Origin of the sequence: Vitiosangium sp. GDMCC 1.1324 (assembly GCF_003044305.1) — a bacterium.
Lineage (GTDB): Bacteria > Myxococcota > Myxococcia > Myxococcales > Myxococcaceae > Archangium.
This window is the reverse complement of sequence record NZ_PZOX01000006.1, coordinates 44,575-66,225: the sequence shown is the minus strand read 5'-3', so window position 1 is coordinate 66,225 and position 21,651 is coordinate 44,575. Positions and strand designations below refer to the sequence as shown.

The window sequence follows — 21,651 nt, the reverse complement described above, 5'->3', positions numbered from 1 at the left end:
TGCTTCCCGGGCGGGGTTCTCGTGACACGTTCGATTCAAATCATCGCGGCAATTGCCGCTTGCTTCGTGCTCCTGGCCGCCACGGGTGTGGTGTTGTGGCGCCACGGCGCAGGGCCTGGGCCCGTGCCTCACCCGCGGCTCGAGTCGGTGGGGCCTCGTTTGACGAGCAACCAAACCGCGCAGCCACTCGCCATTCAGGGGGAGGGGCTGGCGCCAGGGTTGCGGCTGGTGCTGGGGCCGCCGCTGTCGCTCGAACTGCCGCTCACGGTGGTGGACGCGCGGCACGCTTACGCCAAGCTGCCCGCGGGCGTTGGGAGCGCGGCGGATCAGGTGCAGGCCGTGGTGACGGTGCGGCTGGCCGGGCCTCCGGACATGGCACCCGAGGGCGAGGCGCGCCTCACCGTGGTGAATGACTCGGCCTTCCCGGACCTGACGGCGATGGTGCTCTCTCCGGATGGGCGCACGCTGTTCATCGCCTCGCCGCCCACGGACACGGTGTTCTCGCTGGATGTCTCCAGTGGGCACGTGGAGCCGCGGGTGATGGGGGATGGGCCGAGCGCGCTCGCCACCTACGTGGACGCGGGCGGCCGCCCGTGGTTGGCGGTGGCCCACCGTTGGGCCGGGGCGCTGCACCTGTATGCGCTGGATGCGCCCGGGAGCGCGCCGAAGGTGTTGCCCGCGCCAGCCGGGGCCCTGGGGCTCGTGGTGGATGGAGCGCGCGGCGTGGCCTTCGTGGCCGAGCATGTGCGGGACACGGTGCACGCTCTCTCGCTGGAAGACGGGCACGCGGTATGGACGGCGAAGGTGGATCCGAATCCACGGCAGCTGGCGCGCTGGAAGGGGCAGCTCGCCGTGGGAAGCCTGCAGACGGGACAGGTGGAGCTGCTGCGGCAGGAGGATGGCGCACCCGGGACGACGCTGGTGCCCCGGCCCGGCGTGCCCATCATTGGAGGCGGCACGGAGCGCTACTCCGCGCAGGTGATGGGAGGCACGGCCGCTCGGGGACTGGTGGCCTCGGAGAAGCTGGGGCGCCTCTTCCTGGCGAGCGTGGGACCCAACGTGGGGCCCAACGCCGAGCGCATGGAGGTGAGTCCCAACGGCGGGGTGGCCGAGCTGGACCCGGAGCGTGGCGAGGTGGTGCGGCACCGGGGCTTCGGCGCGGGCATCACCGAGGGGCTGGCGCTCGATGACGAGGCGGGGCTGCTGTACGCGGCGGACGTGGGGCTGGGCCTGGTGCGGGTGCTGGACGCGCGTCAGCTGAAGGTGTTGCAGGTGCTGCCCATGCCCCTGCCGGAGGGCACACCGCTGGTTCGGCCTGGGGCGGACTTCGGGACGGCGGGCCGGGCCGGAGTGGAGCTCCACGCGGGTCCGAGGTCGCTCGCGCTGGCGCCGGATGGGCGCACCCTCTACGTGTTGAACCGGCACACCGGGACGGTGGCGGTGGTGGACGTATCCGAGGCCCGCGCTGGCCGCGCGAGGGTGATGCGGCAGTGGCCGGTGACGGAGATGCGCACGCAGGAGAAGCGGCGGCAGGGGCAGGTGCTCTATTTCGCGGACCTGGGCCGTACGGCGATGAGCTGTGATACGTGCCACCTCGAGGGCCACACGGGGGGCGTCTTCTTCGCGAAGACGCGGCCCATGCGCATCTACCGCTCGACCACGGCGCTCGGCAGCCGCGACACCCCGCCGTACTTCACCCCGGCCAGCACGTTCAGCCTGGCGGAGACGATGCGTACGGTGGGCAGCCGCAACCGCTTCCACAACCCGGACCTCACGGACGCGGAGGTGGAGGCGCTCACCCTCTACGTCTCCTTGCTGCCCACGCCGCCCAACCCCTTCCGGGACGAGCACGGTGCGCCGCTGGAGACGGTGGAACTGCCGGACGGGCGGCGCGGGAGCCCCTCGAGGGGACGGGATGTCTTCGAAGGGAAGGGCGGTTGTGTCGCATGCCACCCCGCGCCCCTCTTCACCTTGGATCAGGACTCGAAGACGCGCGGGCGCTTCCTGGAGGTGGGGACGCCGAACGCGCTGCCCCTGCGGTTGGAGCAGCAGTCCCTGGTGCCGGGATTCGGGCCGCCCTCGCTGGTGGGGGCGTGGGACGTCTGGCCCATGTTGGGCAGTGGCACCGCGGGTTTCGAGGTGCGCGAGGGCAACCGGCTGGTGGTGGGCACGCGCTTCCCCCTGCGCGCGGTGGTGGAGATGTCTGGCCCCGCACACGGAGACATGAAGGCGCTCACGCCCGGGGAGCAGGATGATCTGCTGGCGTGGCTCCTCTCGTTGTAGCCAGCCGTTACTCGGCGACGGCGCTCACTTGCGCTTCGTCCGGGCCGGGGCCTTGCCGGTGCGCGGCTTCTTCTCCGGCGCGGGCTGCTTGCCGCGGGGGGGAGCCGTGCCGGGCTTGCCCTTCCTGTCGAAGAACGCATCGAAGATCTCACTGCCCGTCAGCCACGAGGGCGAGGCGGGTGCCTCGGCGACGTAGACGTTGCCCTCTTCGTCCAGGCGCAGCACGAGCACCTCGTCCTTGTCCAGCCCGGGCAGGAGCATCGCGGAGTGGGTGGTGGCGATGAACTGGAGCCGCGGGAAGACGCTCTTCAGCGCGGGCACGAGCGACGTCTGCCAGCGCGGGTGCAGGTGCAGGTCGAGCTCGTCCACGAGGACGAGTCCCTCCATTTTCTCGGGCGGTACCGGTCTGCCCGCCTCGAGCAGGATGTGGCCAATCAGGTCCGCGAGCCAGGCGATGGCTCCCTGGTACCCGTGGGACAACCATGTGGCCGGGACCTTGAGGCTCTTGCCCCCTACGTTCAGCTCGAAGCGGTGGGCCTCCAGCAAGTCCTGCCGGGTCCGCACGGTGCCGTGGCTCTGGAGCTCCAGGTCGATGACGCCCGGCAGCAGGTTGCCCTGCACGAGCACCTGCCGGAGCACCCGGGTGTAGGCCTTCGCCTGGGCCGGCTCGAAGACGTCCGCGAAGCCCGTGGCAATCAGCCCGCCCTGGTCGAAGAGGTTCGCCAGGCGTTGCTTGATGGGGTCCGAGAGGCCCTCGCCCTGGATGGCATTGGGGCGGGGCAGCGACCGCGCCGTGCCGTAGCCCGCGACGAACCACCCCGGCAACTGCGTCCGGCGCGCCTCTCGGATGGGGTCGAAGACCTGCGTGTGCTCGACTCCGACGTAGCGCGAGCTACCCACGAGCTCGCGCCAGGTGTTCTTGGCGGCGATCGAGCTGCGCACGAAGGGCGCCAGCGAGTGCTTGCGCTCCAGGCCGGGGTAGCTCCGGGCCTTGTGGCCCTCCTGGCCGAAGGTGAACTCGGCACCAATCAGCATCAGCTCGGTGGAGGGCTGCCGCCGATCCGGCAGGGCGGCGACGTCCGCGAGCTCGCTGCCCAGCGAGGAGCCGCTCGCGGCGAGCGCGATGGCCTGGAGGATGGCCGTCTTGCACAGCCCGTTCTCCCCCACGAAGACGGTCCACGGGCGGACCTCCCCATCCGAGCGGGTGAAGGAGATGGCGACATCCCGCAGGAGCTTGAGGTTCTGGAGTGTGAGGCTGCGCAGGTACATGCGGAAGACCGGCGTAAACGGGGTAGGGCACCCACCATATCCTCACCCGACCGACTTGTGGGCATCCGCCAGGCGGCGGACGCTCGGGCTCCCTCCCCATCGGACAGGGAGTTGGTTCGCTCCTGTGCGTTCCCATCGACTGCGTGTGCGACCCCCCAGCGACCCCGAGCGCCGTCGTTCAGCCTCGTGGCACATTTCCGCATCCTGGAATTGACGGGATATTGAGACTTGCGCTCGCCGCGCGGGCTGGGGTCTACAATCCCGGTGAATGAGTGCCCTCCCGCGGATTGCGTGTCTCCTGCTGCCGGTGCTGTTGCTGTCGTGCTCCGACGCGGGTCTCTACTCGCTCGATGGCCGTGGTCCGAGTGGCAGGGACCGGGCGGACTTCAGTGGCAATGCCTGCGTGCCGCTCGCGGGCGGCGAGGCCTTCCCCGTGAAGGTCCTCTTCGCCGTGCAGGGTGGGGCGGGCCTGCCCTCGGACATGACGGGCTCCGTCACCGAGGCGCTCGGCTCGCTCTCCAGCCGCTTCTCGGTGCCCTACATCAAGTTCAGCCTGGTGGCCTTCCACACCGTGGCCACGGGCCTGCTGGGCCGTTTCGACGGCGCCACCGCCCTGCAGTCCTCCATCCCGCGCTACGCCACCTACCAGGAGACGGGGCCCACCAGCATGCGCTCGGCGCTGAAGCTGGCCAAGAGCATCCTCTCCGGCGACATGCAGACGGGCTGCCCGGGCGAGGTGGCCCGTACCCGCTACCTCGTCGTGTTGCTGGTGACGAGCGCGGACCTGAGCTGCGAGAACCCGGCTTTCAACGCGGGCATCGACTCGCGCTGCAGCAAGCTGACGGACACCACCGCCTGCAGCCGCTGCGAGCTGGCGGCCGTCACCGGGGAGCTCAAGGCGCTCGTCGAGAAGTTCGGCGCCGGCGAGGTGTCCGTGCAGCCCGTCTACGTGCGCAACACGGCCGATGCCACCACCGCGGCCCAGGTGGCCGCCATCGCCAACGCCGGTGGCACCGAGCCCGTGACGACGGACTTCGTCAACCTGAGCACCGCGCTCGGCGGCATCAACTACGCGTCGTTGCAGAGCAACCTGAAGATGAAGCGCTTCCTCGCCTTCAACCGCAACGTGGTGGTGCGCGCCGGCCAGTTCTTCCCGGACAGCGATGGGGACGGCGTGGCGGACTCCGACGAGCTGGCGCGCGGTCTGGACCCCACCAACCCGGACAGCGACCAGGACGGGCTCATGGACGGCATCGAGCTGCGCATGGGGTTGGATCCAACGCCGGGGCACGTGGACATCATCCCCGGGTGCAACTCGGCGCTGGACGAGGACGGGGACCGGCTCAACACCTGCGAGGAGCGCGTGCTGGGCACCGACCCGTGCGTGGGTGACACGGATGGTGATGGCCTGCCGGACCTCGTCGAGGCGCTGACCCACACCAACCCGCTCGTCCCCGAGGACCTGCTGGACAGCGACCGCGACGGCATCCCCAACATCAACGAGGCCGAGGCCCACACCGACCCGCTCAGCGCCGACACCGCCTTCCAGACCGAGCGCGGCTATGGCTACTCCATCACCGAGGCGGCTCCCTCCGAGGACGGCCGGGCCTGCTACGCGGTGCGCGCGGAGAACATCACCCTCGTGCCGACGCTCGAGCGCCCCAACCCCATCATCCCCGGCCGCCGCATCCCCGCGGGCACCAACGACATCTACCTCTATATGCAGGTGGGCCGGGACAATGACCCGCGCGGCTCGGGCATCGGCGCGCTGCGCATCGAGTCCCTGCGCTACACCGAGCAGGAGGGCCGCGTCCCCGCCGGCACCCGCTCCTTCACTCCCGAGGAGTTCATCCTGGGGACCTGAGCCCCCAGGTGTGGGGCCCGCCCCCCAGGGCCAATGGGGGGTGTTCCCCCCATTCGTTGTCCATCGTCTCCAGCCCCTCATCCAAACCCGCGAATTTCCAGCCCTTCCCGAAACCTGGCCAGCGGATCGGCTCTTGCTAGCTGTCCGGCGCTGAAAGGAGTCACCATGAAACACTCGCGCATTGTTCCTGCCCTGGTTCTCGGGGTGCTGTTCCTGATGCCGACGCAAGCGCCGGCCCAGACCAACGGTGCTGACAACCCGGAGTGCTTGGGGAGTCAGTGCGGTCGTCCGAAGGAGGAGGGCGGCGGCTGCGGTTGTGGTTGTGGCTGCTCGGTGTGGGTGGCCTACACGGACGACGGCAAGACGCTGGCCTACACGGATGATGGGGACGGCGACGGCAAGTCGGACGACCGCGACAACTGCCCCTTCGTCTCCAACCGCTCCCAGGAGGACGACGACGGCGACGGCGTGGGCAACGCCTGCGACAACTGCGCCTCGCTCGCCAACCTCCAGCAGAGCAACGCGGATGGCGACCTGCTCGGCGACGACTGCGACCCGGACAAGGACAACGACGGGATTGCCAACGACGCCGACAACTGCCCGCTGGTGCCCAACAAGGGCCAGGAGGACCTGGACGGGGACAAGAAGGGCGACGTCTGCGACACGGATGATGATGGCGACGGCGTGCTGGACGGCGACGACAACTGCCCGCGCGTGGCCAACGCGGACCAGGTCGAGCCGGCTGACCGCAGCCAGTGCAACGTGGACCGGGACGGGGACAACGTCCTGGACTCCTTCGACAACTGCCCCAGCCTGGCCAGCAGCGACCAGCACGACACGGACGGGGATGGCGTGGGTGATCCGTGCGACCCGGACAAGGACGGCGACAGCGTCCTCAACGAGGCCGACAACTGCCCCCTGAACGCCAACGCGGACCAGGCGGATGACGATGGCGACCACGTGGGCGATGCGTGCGATGCCCGTTACTGCGTCATCATCGACCCGGCGGACCCCGAGAACTGCCTGGATCCGAAGCTCCCCTTCACCGTTCATGGCGGTGGCTCGCTGGCGCTGAAGAAGGGCGAGAAGGCGCGCCTGCCCCTGTTCGCCAACCGCAACGGCGCGGCCATCGAGTACACTTGGACCGTCACGAAGCGTCCCTCTGGCTCCAAGGCCGTGGTGGAGAACCCCCAGGGCGCGGTGACGATGAGCCGCCACTGGGAGTACGCCTATGTCGACGGCAGCAAGCCCACCTTCACCGCGGACGAGGATGGCGAGTACGTCCTCCAACTCCAGGCGAAGCTGGCCTTCGATGACCGGGCCTTCCCCGGCCGCCGTGAGTCCACTTCGGAGCTGGCCCTCAAGGTGGCCAACGAGAGCGTCAGCGGCTGGAACTGCTCCGCGTTCCCCGCGACCGGTGGGGGGCTCGCGCTCGCCGCCCTCGCCACGCTGCTGCGCCGCCGCCGGCGCTCCTGATACCCGCTGTCCCAGGGAGGTCCGCACCGAATGCGCCGCTTGAAACTCCAGACGCTCTTCGTGGCGGGCCTCCTGGCCTTCCTGACGGGCTGCACCGATTCGCTCGTCGAGCCACTCGCCCAGGAGAAGACGAACCTGGATGACCGGCTCACACTCAAGGGCCGCGTGTGCACCAACACGCCGGACGCGGCGGGCTTCCCGGTGAAGGTGGTGATGATCATCGACCAGTCCGGCAGCATGTGCGTGTCGGACCCGCCGGGCTCACAGGAGGGCTCGGGCTTCTGCGAGCGCGCCGAGATTCAGGCGATCGTCCCGCCGGGCGTCACCGAGCCCGCGCGCGTGCGCGCTCTGCGCCGGCTGGTGAAGCAGTTCCGTGCCCAGCCCAACGTGCAGGTCTCCATCGTCCCCTTCGAGACGAACATCCGCAACCCGTGGCCCGGTAGCTCGGGCAACCGCTTCGCCCGGCCCACCGCGGCCTCCGGCATCGACACGTACATTGGCGGGTTGCAGAGCCAGCTGGGCAAGGGCACCGACTACCAGGGCGCGCTCGCCGAGGCGTACAAGATCATCTCCGCCGACATCACCGACGTGGCCAAGTCGCGCCCGGCCGAGCTGCCGCGCACCCGCTACGTCGTCGTCTTCCTCACGGACGGCACGCCGTATCCGCGCTGCTCGGCCAATGACAGCCTCACCCAGTACGCCTCGCCGGACCAGCCGGACCTGACGTGGGCGGACTCCTCCAGCGCGGTCGAGTTCTGCAACCTGATGGACCCGGAGGATCCGGACGCCATCACCGGCTACATCGCGGGCACGGACCGCAACCAGAACTATCAGCTCTTCAGCTACGTGCGGCAGCTGATGGACCTCAAGCAGCAGCACAACGTGGGCGACATCCGGATGCACTCGGTGCTCCTCTTCAACGAGGAGGCGGTGCGCGCCTGCGGCCCCATCTGCCAGGACCTCTACGGCACCTACCCGGGCGTGTCGCCGGCGCAGTACCCGAAGGAGGCGAAGAAGATCTCCTCGTGGTTGCTCAAGCGCTTCGCGGAGCTGGGCGGCGGCGTGTACCAGGAGTTCAACAACTTCACGGAGATCTCCGAGATCGGCCTGGGCGCGCTGGACTACTCGTCGTTCGCCTCGCGCAACGTGATGAAGACGTTGATGGTGCAGTCGCTCACCTCGGTGCCGGGAGACCAGGCGCGCGTGGTGGACAGCGACGGGGATGGCGTGCCGGACACGCTGGACAACAGCTTCTCGCTGGGCACCAACGCCTACACGGAGGACAGTGATGGGGACTGCTTCAGTGATGGCTTCGAGTCCCTGCACTCCGACCAGGGCTTCGTGGCGGCCAACTCCAAGGACACGCGCGGGTGTGATCCGCTGTCCCCCCTGACGCTTGGCTGTCGCTGCGCGGACACGGACGGAGATGGGCTGTCGCAGTACGCCGAGGACTACCTGCACACGCACTCGGGCATCGTGGACAGCGACGGGGATGGCATGCCGGACAAGCTGGAGGCCCGCTACGGGTTGGATCCACTCACCCCCAACGTGTCGGGCATCGACACGGACGGGGACGGGATTCCCGATGAGCAGGAACTGAAGGCGGAGAGCAACCCCACCCGGAGGGACACGGCCTTCTACGAGCGCTTCGGCTACCAGTACGAGGTGAAGGCCGAGGTGCAGGGGAATGGCAGCGTCTGCTACGACTTCACCGTGTCCAACCTGCAGCTCGTCTCACCGCCGTCGCGCGCGGGCATGCCGCAGGGCTACAACCTCTTCAAGGTGTGGTTCGCCGAGGCTCCCGAGAGCGGCGTGGCCACCGACTATGGCGTGTGGCAGACGGCGTGCGCCTGGGCCCAGTATGCTCCGCCGAGCGTGCGCGTGCCGCTCGGTCCCGAGCTGACGCTGGAGGATGGCAACTTCGTGAGACCCGACCAGCTCAACGAGGACAGTGAGTACCGCAGCCGCTGCGTGGGAGTGCACCCGTGAATCGCGCGGCAGTGGCGGTAGCGTTGGGACTGGGCACCCTGGTGGCGGTGATGGCGTGCACGGACTCCTACCTCTACGACGGACGGAGGGATCAGGAGGTGCCGGTGGACCGTGCTGTCTCGCTCGAGGGACAGGTGTGCACCCTGGGCAGCAACCAGGTGGTGCGGCCCATCAAGATCGTCGTCGCCTTGGACGCCAGCCAGTCCATGAACGTGAGCGATCCGGACGGCACGCGGGCCACCGCGCTGGTGCAGCTCATCGACAGCCTGCCCAATGACGACGAGGTGGAGCTGGCGGTAATGGTGTTCGCCGGCAGCACCACGGCCTACCTCACCCAGTCGGGCACGCCGCCGGACGCGGTGGATGGGTTCGTCCGGGTGTCCCAGCTGGACAGCAACAAGCGCCTCAACCTCATCGAGCGCCTGCTCACCTACCGCAACCCGGACACCTCGCCCAACCGCGACGCCACCGACTTCGTGAAGCCGCTCGCGGACATCTACGCGCTCATCAATCGGGACATCTCCCAGAGCCGGCTCAAGCCCGGTGGCGCGGAGGCCCAGGCCCAGGCGCGCTACTCCGTCATCTTCCTCTCCGACGGCAAGCCCACCACCGACCAGGACGACGAGCTGCTGCAGGGAGATGCCGTGGTGCGCATCCGCCAGCTGCGGGACCTGGTGGAGGAGGTGCGCGTCAACACGGTGCACGTCTTCCTGCCCATACAGCCGGTGAGCACGTCATGCGACCTGGAGGGCGATGGAGGCTGCCCCATGCTCCTCATCAACCAGAACGCGGAGCGTCTGTCGAAGATGGCGGAGCTGGGGGGCGGCAACTTCCGCGACTTCCGCAACGACGAGCCCATCAACTTCCTGGACTTCCGCTTCGGCCAGGTGCGGCGCGCCTTTGTGCTCAAGGAACTGGTGGCCTCCAACTTCTCCGCGCCCCCGGGCAGCCCCCTGGGTGAGGCGGACACGGACGGCGACGGTCTCACCGACGCACGCGAGGCCGAGGTAGGCACCGACCCGGCGAAGGCGGACACCGACGGGGACGGCTTCAGCGATGGAGTCGAGGTCCACTACAAGGACCTGGGCGTGGACTTCAACCCCATCGGCTACGCGCGGCCGGACGGCGGTGGGTTGGATCCCGGCTGCCCGCTGGCGCTGCGCGGCGTGGACTCGGACTGCGACGGGGTGCTGGATTGCGACGAGCAGTTCATTGGCACCAACTCCGAGCGCGTGGACAGCGACCGCGATGGCATTCCGGATGGGGTGGAGTGGCTCGGGGGCACGCAGGGCGCGAGCATCGACCTGGATCAAGACCCGGACAACGACGGGGTGGTCAGCCGCTCCGAGCTGCGCATGCACACGCGCCCGGTGGAGGTGGACACCGCGAACCTGTCCACGGACGGCTACCGCTACGCGCTGAAGGCGGCGGGGCCGCCGGACGAGCTGGGCCGCCAGTGCTACGACTTTCGCGTGGACAACGTGCTGCTGGCCCCCACCCAGGGCGACACGGACGATGCCGGCACGGTGGTGGCTGGCGCGGGCTACAACGACATCTATCTCTCGGCTGCCATGGTGCCCGCGGATGACCCCACCGCGCGCACGCTGATACGCCACTTCCGTGTCCGGAGCGCGCGCTACCCGCTGGGCGGCATCAAGTCTCCCGTGGACGGCGTCATCCACGTCAGCTCCGAGGACTTCATCGACGGCTGCCCCACCCGTCCCGTTCCCATCACGCCCTGAGCAGGGCGTCATCACTGATCGCCATGTCCACCTCCGTCCGACTGCTGTCGCTCGTTCTGCTCGTCCTCACCGCCTGTCCCTCGCAGCCGGATGGCCCGCCGGATTCGGGCGAGCAGGAGGTCCCCGATCTCTGCAACACCCGCGAGGAGGCGCTGAGCTCGCCCGAGTGCCAGCTCACGCTGGGCCAGCCCCTGGAGGACCGCTATCTCTCCTTCGGCGGAGACACCGACTGGTACAGCGTGCAGTTGCCCTCGACGGTGGGGCCCCGTTCGCTGCTGCGTGTCACCGCTGTCTACGCCACGCCCATCACCGCGGTGAACCTGTCCGTCAGCCTCCTGCGCCAGGATGGCTCCGCGCTGGCGCCGCGCCGGGTGGACGTACACGGCCAGGGGCAGCCCAAGCCGGTCGAGTTCCTCATCCCCATCTCCGAAGCCGAGAAGAACGCGAAGGTGCTCCTCCTGCTCGGTGACGAGCCGGCCAACCCCAGCCGTCCCGGCTTCGACGCGCGCAACCCGTACTCGCTCACGGTGGAGGTGCTGGACAACCCGGACACGAACGAGCCCAACGACACGGCGGCCGCGGCCACGCCGGTGGCGCTGACGGATCAGGGCGGCATCCTGGTGGGGAGTGCCTCCGGTTACCTGGCCACCGCGGGAGATGTGGACCGCTTCTCCTTCGACGTGCCCGCCGGGAGGATCGTCTACGTGCACGTGACGGCGCCGAGCCTCTCGCCGCAGCCGCCGCCCGCGTACATCCTCGCGTACAAGCTGCTGCGCCCGGACGGCACCGCCGAGGTGGATAGCCGTGTCCGGACCAACGTGCTGGCCGTCGACCTGGCCACCGCGCGCCGGGTGAAGGCGGCGGGGAAGTGGCAGGTGTTGGTGCAGGCCTGGAACAGCGGCACCTCCAGCGAGCCTGTGCCCGGGGACACGCGCCTGAAGTACACGGTGGACGTGAAGGTGTTGAGCGAGGGCGACCCCAACGACACCGGCACCGACAACGACGACATGTCGCACGCCAAGGTGGCCACCCTCAGCAGCGGCACGCGGACGACGTCCTTCACCGGACGCCTGGGCTCGGTGCCGGACAAGGACTGGTACGCGGTGGATGTGCCCACGGACAGCACGCACACCGTGCTGCACTACCGGCTGGTGTCCCTGTCCTCGGGGGGCCGCTTCCCGCCGCTGCCCGAGACGCCGGATCGTCTGGTTCGCGTCCTCACCGAGGTGCCGGGCTTCTCGGCCGCCGACTGTGTCGGCAAGGTGGATGTGTGCCCCAAGGGCAACGGCTATGGGTCGGACGCGTTCGTGACGCCCCTGGTGAACGGCTGGTGCAACAACAGCGCGCCGCTGTGCCTGCGCTCCTCGCGCGATGAGTCCGAGTACTTCTCCAACCTGCGCAACTTCGAGGGAGTGATTCCCGTGCCGCCGCACGGTGCCACCGTGCGCTACTACTTCCTCGTCCAGGACGAGGGCACGAGCTGGGCGGACGACAAGGACTACCGCCTGGACGTGGAGTGGCGGGACGACACGGACGAAACCAGCCGCAAGGGCAGTGGCACGACGGAGACGCCGTCGACCAAGTTGCTGGCCAGCGACGACTCCGCCGCGACCTTCCCCGCGCCGCCCGCCGGTGGGGCCTACGAGGTGAGCGGTTCCATCTCGTATGGCCTGGGCCGGCTCGTCGGCAATGATCCGACGAAGGGGCAGGGTGTGCGCGGCCCCGAGGACTATGACGCCGTGCCCACCGACCTGGACACCTTCGTCTTCCAGCTGCCCGAAGCCCTCCCCTCGCCGATGGACCGCACCTGGGAGCTGCAGTGGGAGGTGGACAACCTGCCCGATGGTGGCACGCCCTATGGGCTGTCGCTGGACCTGACCTTCTGCGACGGGGACCGGGCGGGGGATGGGGGCACGAGCTGCACGCCGGTGTCCACCGGCACCGCGGGGGCGCCGCTGACGCTCGCGTACCGGGGTGATCCGCTGCGAGCGTGGCACTCGCCGAGCGGCAGCCTGAGCAACCTGCAGCCCCTGTACAAGCTGGAGCGTGGGTCCACGTCCACCAAGGTGACGGTGCAGCCCTACGCCTGCTCCTGCTTCGAGCCGCGCTTCCTCCGCGGAGGCTCCCTCATGGTGGCCGTGGGCGGCGTGGACCGGACGGACTACGGACAGGCGGACTACACGCTGCGCACCGCGTACACCAGCTATCCCAAGTCGTACACCCGGCTCGACGGAGGCACTGCTTCCTGCCCTGCTCCGGATGGCGGTGTGACTGCGGATGGCGGTGCGGCGCCGGGCTGCTACTTCACCCGGCAGCCGTGAGCCCGGGGTGGGGGCGCTTCGCGCAGCGCCCCCACTCCTGCTTCAGGGCTTGAAGCCGACGCCGGAGATGACGATCTCCTTCTGCGGCGTGTTGGCGGCGTTGGACTTGATGAGGAGCTTGCCCTCGTACTTCTTCGCCTCGGTGGGCTTGAAGCTCAGCTGGATGAAGGTGCGCTTGCCATACTCCAGCCGCACCGGTCTTCCCTTGGCGAGTTCCTCGGGCAGGGTCATGGTGAACTGGCTCGGGCCGCTCTTCGTCACCTCGGTGATCTCCAGCGCCTGCAGGCCCTTGTTCTCGATGTAGAGCGACTCGGAGATCTCCTGGTTCACGTACGCTCCCGTGCCGTACTCCTGTCCGAAACCGATGGAGTCCCGGTCCACGTACAGCTCAGGTTGCTCGGACGGACCGTCGTCGTTTCCACAGGCCGAGAGAGCGAGGAAGATGATGGAAAGCCACAGGGGACGCAGACGCATGAAGGGTTCCTCTTCAGTGGAGGTTCGAATGCTGGCCCATTTTCTAACAACCTTTCGCAAGGGGTCCCAGCCGTTGGCTGGTTTGTTTTTAGCCGCGGCGCTGGGGCTGGGATGTGGAGGCTCGCGGGCCGACTTCATCGGCAGCCGTGTCGAGGACACGTGCGATGCCGCCTGGCCCGTGTGCGGCACCATGGCCGGATGCATCCTCGGGCCGGAGAGCTATGCCGAGGGCCGCTTCCCCGGCCAGGGCCGCTTCATCATCCAGGTGCCCGAGGCCTCCACCGTTCGGGTGCGCTTCTTCCTCGAGGAGGTGCTCGCCGCGGGTGAGGAGACGGTCGTCACCTTCCACGAGGAGGGTTGCCGCGCGCGCATCCGGCAGTCCATCAGCGGGCGCAATGCGCTGGACCTGATGGAGAAGCAGGGCGAGTTCTCCCGCGAGGCGGACCTCACCGGTGTGGGAGATCACCTCATCGAGTTCTCCTCCGACATGCAGGCGCGCTACGTGCTGAAGGTGGAGGTGGTGCCGCAGCGCAACCGCTGAGCCGCCGTCCTCGCCGCATGCCTCCCTGTCCCTCATGAGACGGACACACTCCCTGCTGCTGCAACAAGCTCACGGTGGGTGTGTGCGCTTGCTCTCCAGCGCCGTCAGATGTGGGGAGCCTTTGCGGCCACAGCGCTCTTGTTCGACCGTGTGGTCCGGATCCGGCGATGCCGACGCGAGGTGTCAGGGGGCCATATGAGGATGGGGCGAAGCGAGTTAAAAAGAGAACTCATTCTCACGGAGGTTGTATGAGGTTCCAGTCGTACGGCGTTGCGGGTGTGCTCACGGCGTGCCTGATGTCTGTCCCGGCCCTGGCCAACTCCACCGGTATCACCGGCTACTCGGGCAAGACGGCGCAGACGTGCACCACGTGCCACAGTGGCGGTGCCGCGCCCACGGTCGAGATTTCGGGTCCCGATTCGCTCCAGGCAGGCGCGACGGGCAACTACACGCTCATCATCCGCGGCGGTGCGGGGGTGAAGGGTGGCTTTGACGTGGCCGTGGACAACACGGCGGCGACGCTCGCGGCCGGTACGGGCTCGAAGCTCCAGAGCGGAGAGCTCACCCACACCGCGCCCAAGCCCGCCAGCGGCGGCGAAATCCGCTTCGACTTCTCGCTGGTGGCTCCCCAGTCGGCGGGCTCCGTGAAAATCTTCGGTGCCGGCAACTCGGTCAACGGTGACGGCGCCGTGACCCTGGATAACTCTGCGACCACGTCGAAGACCGTGACCATCACCGCCGCGCCGGAGGAGGATACCGGAGGTTGCTCCGCCACGGGTGGCGCGCCCGTGATGCTCTTCTCGCTGCTCGCGGGTACCATGACGTTGCTCCGCCGCCGTCGCGCCTGAGCCTCCCGCTGTACCCCTCTCCTCCCGTGTCCGAGTGAGACCGGGAGGAGGGGACCCTGAAGTTGACCCCCGTGGTCTGTCTCTTCTGAATCCGAGTCCCCCGTGCTGCTCCCCCTCCGCTCGCGCAACATGTTCCAGCCGCTCCCTCGCGTCTGCTGCGGCCTCCTCTCGGCGCTGCTGGTGCTTGCCGCTCCCGCTGTCGAGGCTGCTCCGTCCAAGAAGGCCTCCAAGTCCTCCCGGACGGGCACGTCCAAGGCGGGCGCGTCCAAGACCTCTCCGGCCTCGCAGCCGGCGGCCTCGACGCCAGAGCCTTCTCCGCCGGCCGAGGAGACGAAGGCCGCTCCCGCGCCCGCGGAGGCGGCGAAGGCCGCCGAGGAGCCAGCCCGGCTCGCCGTGGAGTCCAAGCCCGCTGCGGAGTCCAAGGCCGCTGCTGCGCCCCGGCCTGCGCCTGTGGTCCGCTCCGCTCCGGTGGTCCGCGCCGCCGCGGCACCGGAACCTACGGCTTCGATCTTTCCGGGCCGCGTGCGCATTGGCGTGGGGCCTGATCTCTTCTTCGAGAGCTCGCGGATGAGCGGCGAGCTCGGCATCGACACCTCGCGCCGGGACGAGTCCTTCGACTACTCGAGCGCGGGCTTCCTGTCCGTCACGGCGTGGCTGAACAGCTCGGTGCCCTCGGTGAGCGAGCGGCTGCGGGTGGGCGCGGGCCTGCGCGTCTTCGGCAACTACGCCGCGGGAGGAGACCGGGAGTTCGGCTTCGGTCTGCTCAACGAGGTGTTCGCCACCGGGGAGTACGGCCTGCCGGTGGCCGACAAGATGGAGGTCGTCTTCGCCGCGCGCGCCGGACTGTCCTTCCTGATTCCGGGCCGTGAGTTCTCGGCGGAGATCCGCCGGCTCCAGGAGCAGGGCGTGAGCGTGTGGAGCGTGCCGCGCGTGGGCTGGTTGGTGGGCCCGTCCGTGGGCGCGCGGCGGCGGATGTCCGAGCGCATCTGGCTGCGCGCGGACGTGCTCGGCCAGGTCGAGCAGCAGTACCTCTTCGCCACGAGCCAGGAGATCTCCGGGTTCAACTACACCAAGAACTGGAGCACCCTGGCGTTGCGCCTGGGTCTCTCGCTCGGAGCCGAGTTCTCGCTCTGAAGCGCACCACCTTCCGTTGGGAGTCGCGCATGGCCGTGTCTCGTACGCTCTTCCTCCCCGTGCTCGCGGTGCTGGCCGCGTGCCAGCCCACCTACACCTTCGAGCCGGACCAGATGGCCTCCGGTCCCGGTGGCATGGTGGGCAACGGGCCGCCCCTCACCTCGGGCACCTTCGCGGGCGGTGATGACGTGTTGCCCGCGGCGCGCACGGTGTCGGCGCTGCCCAACGACACGCGCCCGCCCGACTGTGACGCGGACTGCGTGGCGTATTGCAACGGGGCGGGCTTGCAGAACCCCGTCAACCGAGGGCTGTGCCGCAGCTTGTGGGGCGTGGGCCTATCCAACCGTCCCATCGTCCAGGCCGAGGCCTGCCGCCGGCTCTTCGTGGACATGCTGGGGCGCGTGCCTTCGGCGGACGAGGCCGAGTCCACGTGCTCGGGCGGGTGGGGTGCTACGGTGAAGCGGCTGATGGACAGTGACGAGTTTATCGTCATCCAGCAGCGCCGCGCCGCGGATCGCTTCCTCTACAGCAACGAGGTGACGAGTCTTCAGGCCATCTACGACATGGATCGGCTGGTGGCGAAGCTGCACCGCGGGCTGGTGCCGTATGATCTGTTCGCGGCGGTGGTGAGCGCCCACCCGGTGCTCACCCGCCGCTACGCGGACCCGGGAGACAAGGCGGAGGCGCTCTTCCGCCAGTTCCTGGGCCGCCCGCCCTTCGAGCACGAGCGCGCGGACATGGCGCGCCTCTACAAGCTGTGGCACTCGGGCTACTACGATCATCCGCAGCTGGGCATGCGCATGCCGGACGCCTTCATCCGCTTTCGCTGCCTGGACAAGAACGGAGCCGTGGACGAGGTGTCCCGGGGCGAGTGCGCCAGCGTGCTGTGGGGCTACAACGAGCTCATCTTCACCCCGGACCTGCGCGCCGCACGCGACCCCAACCTGGGAGAGCTGACGCTGTGGAGCGGCCTGCTCAACGCGGAGGAGTGGGCGAAACTGCAGATTCCCGGCCGCGTCCTCGCACGCGACATGGCCTTCTGGGAGCGCGCGGTGGATGACGTGCTCATGCAGTACCTGGGTTACGAGCTGTCCGCGAAGGTACCCGAGGTGCGCCAGGAGCTGGTGCGCTGGCTGCTGGAGAACGACGGCGACATCCGCTCGGTGCACTACGCGGTGGCCACCTCCGCGGCCTACCTCCAGTCCGCCGAGGGCGCCTCGGTCAACGCCTACCGGTGGACGTACGGCCCGCTGAAGCAGGTGGACGCGGAGGTGTGGCTCGACTCCATGGCGCGCAACACGGGCATGGAGTTGCCCGGGTGCGACCACCGCATCAGCCAGCCGGAGGATCTGCTGCGCTCGGGCAGCGTCGCCGGCTACCGCCTGCTGCAGGAGTCGCGCTGGAAGCTGGACGACAAGGGCGAGCTGGACGATCGCTACTCGGAGCTGGCGCGCACCCTGGGCGGCTGCCCGGAGAACGTGACGGGTGGACGCTTCCGGGTGGTGAGCATCCTCACCACCGCCACGCAGCTCTCCTTCGTGCAGACGCTGTGCAACCCCACGCTGGACCCGAAGGTGAAGGGGGCCGCGGTGGAGAAGCTGCTGCCCGCGGGCATGAGCTCGAACCGCGCGGTGACCGCGGCCGAGGCCGAGGAGATCGCCACCCACCAGTACCGGCTGTTGCTCGGCCGCTCGCCGGATGACACGGAGAAGGCCGAGGCCCGCGAGGCGGGTACCGAGTGCGCCCTCACCCGTTGCTCGGCGGAAGAGTTCGCCCGTCCCTTCTGCTTCGCGCTGCTGACCAGCGCGGAGCGCGTCTTCTACTAGCCCCGGAGCTCTTTCACATGTCCGACTCCGATGACACGAAGTCCGTCACTTTCGGCCGCCGCCGGCTGCTGCAGGGCCTGGGTGCTGGCGCCGCCGCGCTGGCCTTTCCCCACCTGTGGCTGCCGGGCGAGGCCCGTGCCCAGACCTCCGGGCGCGGCTCCGTGCGCCACCTCATCTACATCCGCCTGTCCGGCGGCTTCCGCTTCACCACCGCCTTCAACGGAGACGTGGACGGGGAGTTCAACCCCTTTGGCAGCTCGAGCAAGCGCGCGTCCGGCACCGAGTGGGGCGTGGGCAAGCTGCTGGAGCGCGCGAGCTGGCTGGACGGAGAGGAGAACAAGCCGCGCCGGGAGCTGGGCATGAAGCCGGTGGCCGAGTTCTCCAACGAGATGTGCGTGCTGCCGTGCGTGGACCACGAGCCCTTCTCGGCGCGTGCGGACGGTGGCCATGGCACGGGCCTGGAGCGCTTCCTCACGGGCTACGTGGGCGGGGCCACGGGCTTCCTGACGCTCGTCAACTACGGGGTGCGCGAGCGCGTGAAGGAGGCGGCCTCGCGAGGTGTCACCCTGCTGCCGGCCTTCAGCCTGGGCGAGGCGGGCATGGCCACGGGGGCGGGCGACTACGCCACCTACCGGCCACCGGTGCTGGAGGGCAGCAGCTTCGAGCGCTTCAGCGAGGACCCGGACTCGACCCTGCCGAAGTGGGCCTCCAAGGTGGCCAACCAGATGGACGCCCGGTTCCGAGATCGACTCCACACGGCGCTGCGCGGAGGCGTGGAGACCTACCAGCAGACGCGCCAGGCCACGCGGGACTACGGGAAGATCTTCCGCGACCCGATGCTCCGGGTGAGCACGGATAGCAATGACGTGGTGGACGGCATCTCCAACAAGGATCTGCGGACGCTGCTGGGCACGGACACCACGGGCCAGCGGGCGGCGCTCGCGCTGCGTCTCTTCCACTTCGGCTGCCCGGCGGTGTTCCTCAACCAGGGCGGCTACGACTTCCACTCGCGCGAGGATGTCGAGCTCCCGGACGAGATGGACTCGGCCAACCGGCTGGTGAGCGGCCTGCGCACGGCCCTCCAGAAGATGGAGCACCCCGAGGGCGGTACGTACTGGGACAAGACGCTGGTGGTGCTCGGCAGCGAGTTCGGCCGCACCACGGGCGGCAGCCGCTTCAACTCCGCCAACGGCAGCGACCACGGCCCCGACCTGGCCACCCGGTGGATGTCCATGCCCTTCATGGGGGGCGTCATCACCGGCGCTGGCAAGGGAGGCAAGAACCTCGGCTCGGTGAATGCCTCGAATCTCAAGGCCACGGGCAAGGTGTACTCGTACCGCTCCGTGCTCAAGACGATGTTGGACATGCTCGGGGCGGACCACCAGGGCGTCTTCCCCGCGGACGCCCCCATCGAGGACTTCTTCGCATGACGCGCTCCCTTCTCGTTGCCACCCTCGGAGCCCTGGCGCTGGCCTGTGGCTCGTCGGATCCCAACAAGCAGGACCCGGGCTCCATCCCGTTCGAGCCGCATCGCCCCTCGACGGGTGGGTCCACGGAGGTGACGCCGTACACGGGCTCGGACGCGGACGTGCTGGCAGCACAGCTGACGTACCCCACCGGGCTCGACGTGCACCGCAAGCTGGTGATGCGCACCTGCAGTGGCACCAATGGCGTGTGCCACAACCAGAAGGAGTACCCGGACCTGCACACGGCGGGCACCTTCGTGGCCGCCATCGGCGCTCCGTGCAACGTGCAGTCCGGCAACTGGAACGGTGTGTTCGACCGGTGCGAGCGTCTGGGTGACCGCTTCCGCTTCGCCGAGCAGTCCTTCCGGGAGATTGAAATCGGCTGGTTTGAGCTCGTCCCGGGAGAGACGCCGGCGCTGGATCCGAAGGGCAACCGGCCGGATTCAGGCACCGTGGGCCTGCACCTGTATGTCCACGATCCGGTGCCCGTGGAGCAGGATCGCCTCTACGTCACGGGCACCTTCATCCGCAACTTCATCGACGACCAGGGCAACGTGCAGACGCTGGCCTTCGCCAGCTACAAGACGAACTGGTGGGTGCTCGATGACCGCCGCCATCTCTTCGCCGAGGTGAACGAGAACCAGCGCGATGCAGTGGAGAGCCTGGTGGCCAGCGGCATCGTGCAAGGTGACCAGAACCGCAACGGCGTCTACGGCGCGCGTACGGGCACCAGCGTTCCGCTCATCAACCCGGGCAAGCCCGAGCAGAGCTACCTGGTGGCGCGTTTGCGCGGAACCATGGACGCCACGACGATTCCCGGCACGCGCATGCCGCTGGCCAACCAGCCGCCGAACGTGCCGGACATGCTGGCGCTGATGTGCTTCATCGAGGGGCTCGATCCGGCGTCCACGCAGTGGAACCTGTCCTCGGCCATCGACTACAACAAGTGCTCGTACTCGGCGAACCCGGCGGCTCTCAGCCTTGCGGGCTCGGGGGTGACGTGGAGTGGGCGCGTGCTGCCCCTGCTCCAGTCGAACTGTGGTGGCTGCCACGGTGGCAGCAGCCCTCAGGCGGGGTTGGATCTGCTGAGCGGCACTTCCCACGACATCTACCTGCGGGTGCTGAAGGCCTCGACCCAGAAGCCCGGGCTCAACCTCATCCAGCCCGGCAGCCTGGACAAGAGCTACCTGTACCTCAAGCTCACGGCCGATGGCAGCATCACCGGCAGCCGCATGCCCATCAATCCGCTCAACGGGAATGCCTCGCTGCCTGAGGCCGACATCAAGTCCATCGAGGACTGGATCTTCCTCTCTGGAGCGCAGGAGAACTGAGGTTGCTCCAAGTGGGAGGCGGAGGGAGTCCGCCTCGTTTCAGTCCTCACCGGTGAGCAGTGGAACGCACCCGTTCCATTCCAGTCCTCACCGGTGAGAAGTGGAATGCGTGAGCTCCGTTTCAGTCCTCACCGGTGAGCAGCAGTGGAACGCGTGAGCTCCGTTTCAGTCCTCACCGGTGAGCAGTGGAACGCACCCGCCTCATTTCAGTCCTCACCGGTGAGAAGTGGAACCCGAGCAGTCTCACTTCACGGATGGGTCCTCCGTGCGAGGGGATTCCCTTTCGCGTGCCCCTCGCACAAGTGCTCGTTTTCACGAAGTGCCCCGTTGGCGCAGGCGTTGCTCATGGCCGGGCCAGACCGCGATTCCCGCGGTCGCTCCACATTGTGGGGGGTATTTCATGATCCAGACGAGTGGCAACAACACCCTTTCCGAGCTGACGCTCGAGCAGGTGCGGGACTCCATGCTCGCCTACCTGAGGGAAGGCAACGCCGGGCACTACAACATTGGCCGACTCTACAACCACACGGTGAACAACAAGCTGGCGGAGAAGAACGGGCACGAGAGTGCTCAAGCCTACTTCAGCCAGCACATCCAGGATCTCTCGCAGGCGACCCTGTCGCGGTATGGCGCCGTGGCCCGGGAGTTCACCGAGGAGGCGTGCAGGAACTACGGCGTGATGAAGCTGACCACGCTGCGCACCTACGCGCAGGTGGCGGACATCCAGTTCCAGGCCGGCGATCCGGGCTCCACGCCCATCGACGTGCCGGGGGAGGGCGGGGCCGTGGCGCAGAAGCCCTTCTCCGAGTGCAGCCTGGAGGAACTGAAGCAGGCGGTGAAGCACAAGCGCCAGCCGTCTCGGGCGTCCATGCCCGCGGCGGACACCGCCCGCATCGAGTTCATGCGGGAATGCTTCTCGCGGCACTTCGCCCAGGGCGCCCGCGTTCAGCTCAAGACGAGCGTCCAGGGCGGCAAGACGCTCCTCACCATCCAGGGCGTGCCGCTGAATGATGTGGAGCGGCTCATGGAGGCGCTCTTGGACAGCTTCCAGCCCCAACTCGTGCGCTCGGCGGGGTGAGTCGCCACG

The 21,651-nt window shown here is 68.6% G+C and carries 15 protein-coding genes; 13 read left to right on the top strand and 2 right to left on the bottom strand.

The window, feature by feature from the left end; all coding sequences use genetic code 11:
* Window positions 1–21: 21 nt before the first annotated feature.
* Window positions 22–2,283 (top strand): MtsA protein, encoded by a 2,262-nt coding sequence (locus DAT35_RS19175; protein ID WP_369945888.1) that lies wholly within the window; start codon window positions 22–24, stop codon window positions 2,281–2,283.
* A 24-nt stretch (window positions 2,284–2,307) separates the two neighbouring features.
* Here DAT35_RS19175 and DAT35_RS19170 read toward each other — a convergent pair whose 3' ends face one another.
* On the bottom strand, window positions 2,308–3,552 hold the full coding sequence (locus DAT35_RS19170; protein ID WP_108068511.1) for an AAA family ATPase: 1,245 nt from the start codon (window positions 3,550–3,552) through the stop codon (window positions 2,308–2,310).
* 268 nt (window positions 3,553–3,820) lie between these two features.
* Between DAT35_RS19170 and DAT35_RS19165 the strand changes: the two genes are divergently transcribed.
* From DAT35_RS19165 to DAT35_RS19145, 5 genes are all read left to right on the top strand, one after another.
* Window positions 3,821–5,416 carry a thrombospondin type 3 repeat-containing protein gene (locus DAT35_RS19165; RefSeq protein WP_108068510.1) on the top strand — a complete coding sequence of 532 codons (1,596 nt, stop codon included), beginning with the start codon at window positions 3,821–3,823 and terminating at the stop codon, window positions 5,414–5,416.
* A 165-nt stretch (window positions 5,417–5,581) separates the two neighbouring features.
* Window positions 5,582–6,892 (top strand): thrombospondin type 3 repeat-containing protein, encoded by a 1,311-nt coding sequence (locus DAT35_RS19160; protein ID WP_108068509.1) that lies wholly within the window; start codon window positions 5,582–5,584, stop codon window positions 6,890–6,892.
* Window positions 6,893–6,922: 30 nt separating this feature from the next.
* Window positions 6,923–8,881, top strand: coding sequence for a vWA domain-containing protein (locus DAT35_RS19155; RefSeq protein ID WP_108068508.1), 1,959 nt, complete (start codon window positions 6,923–6,925; stop codon window positions 8,879–8,881).
* A 50-nt stretch (window positions 8,882–8,931) separates the two neighbouring features.
* The gene (locus DAT35_RS19150; RefSeq protein ID WP_108068889.1) at window positions 8,932–10,623 is read left to right on the top strand and encodes a VWA domain-containing protein; all 1,692 of its coding nucleotides are present in this window, start codon (window positions 8,932–8,934) and stop codon (window positions 10,621–10,623) included.
* A 23-nt stretch (window positions 10,624–10,646) separates the two neighbouring features.
* On the top strand, window positions 10,647–12,944 hold the full coding sequence (locus DAT35_RS19145) for a cell-cell cohesion protein MtsF (RefSeq protein WP_108068507.1): 2,298 nt from the start codon (window positions 10,647–10,649) through the stop codon (window positions 12,942–12,944).
* Window positions 12,945–12,986: 42 nt separating this feature from the next.
* Here the strand turns inward: DAT35_RS19145 and DAT35_RS19140 are convergent, their stop codons facing one another.
* Window positions 12,987–13,418, bottom strand: a complete 432-nt coding sequence (locus tag DAT35_RS19140) for a hypothetical protein (protein ID WP_108068506.1) — start codon at window positions 13,416–13,418, stop codon at window positions 12,987–12,989.
* A gap of 28 nt (window positions 13,419–13,446) precedes the next feature.
* On the opposite strand from DAT35_RS19140, the gene DAT35_RS19135 reads away from it, so the two are divergent.
* The 7 genes from DAT35_RS19135 (at window position 13,447) to DAT35_RS19105 (ending at window position 21,642) form a co-directional block, all read left to right on the top strand.
* Window positions 13,447–13,959: a hypothetical protein gene (locus tag DAT35_RS19135; RefSeq protein ID WP_233261567.1), complete on the top strand. Its 513-nt coding sequence runs from the start codon at window positions 13,447–13,449 to the stop codon at window positions 13,957–13,959.
* A 248-nt stretch (window positions 13,960–14,207) separates the two neighbouring features.
* Window positions 14,208–14,807 (top strand): MXAN_6652 family MXYO-CTERM-anchored protein, encoded by a 600-nt coding sequence (locus DAT35_RS19130; protein WP_108068504.1) that lies wholly within the window; start codon window positions 14,208–14,210, stop codon window positions 14,805–14,807.
* A 102-nt stretch (window positions 14,808–14,909) separates the two neighbouring features.
* Entirely contained in the window at window positions 14,910–15,941 is a 1,032-nt protein-coding gene (locus tag DAT35_RS19125; RefSeq protein ID WP_108068503.1) for a hypothetical protein, read from the top strand.
* A gap of 29 nt (window positions 15,942–15,970) precedes the next feature.
* On the top strand, window positions 15,971–17,767 hold the full coding sequence (locus DAT35_RS19120) for a hypothetical protein (protein ID WP_108068502.1): 1,797 nt from the start codon (window positions 15,971–15,973) through the stop codon (window positions 17,765–17,767).
* Window positions 17,768–17,784: 17 nt separating this feature from the next.
* Window positions 17,785–19,197: a DUF1501 domain-containing protein gene (locus tag DAT35_RS19115; RefSeq protein WP_108068501.1), complete on the top strand. Its 1,413-nt coding sequence runs from the start codon at window positions 17,785–17,787 to the stop codon at window positions 19,195–19,197.
* Window positions 19,194–20,564 carry a hypothetical protein gene (locus DAT35_RS19110; RefSeq protein WP_108068500.1) on the top strand — a complete coding sequence of 457 codons (1,371 nt, stop codon included), beginning with the start codon at window positions 19,194–19,196 and terminating at the stop codon, window positions 20,562–20,564. The genes DAT35_RS19115 and DAT35_RS19110 overlap by 4 nt, the downstream gene beginning before the upstream one ends.
* A 400-nt stretch (window positions 20,565–20,964) precedes the next feature.
* Window positions 20,965–21,642 (top strand): hypothetical protein, encoded by a 678-nt coding sequence (locus tag DAT35_RS19105; RefSeq protein ID WP_108068499.1) that lies wholly within the window; start codon window positions 20,965–20,967, stop codon window positions 21,640–21,642.
* Window positions 21,643–21,651 lie beyond the last annotated feature (9 nt).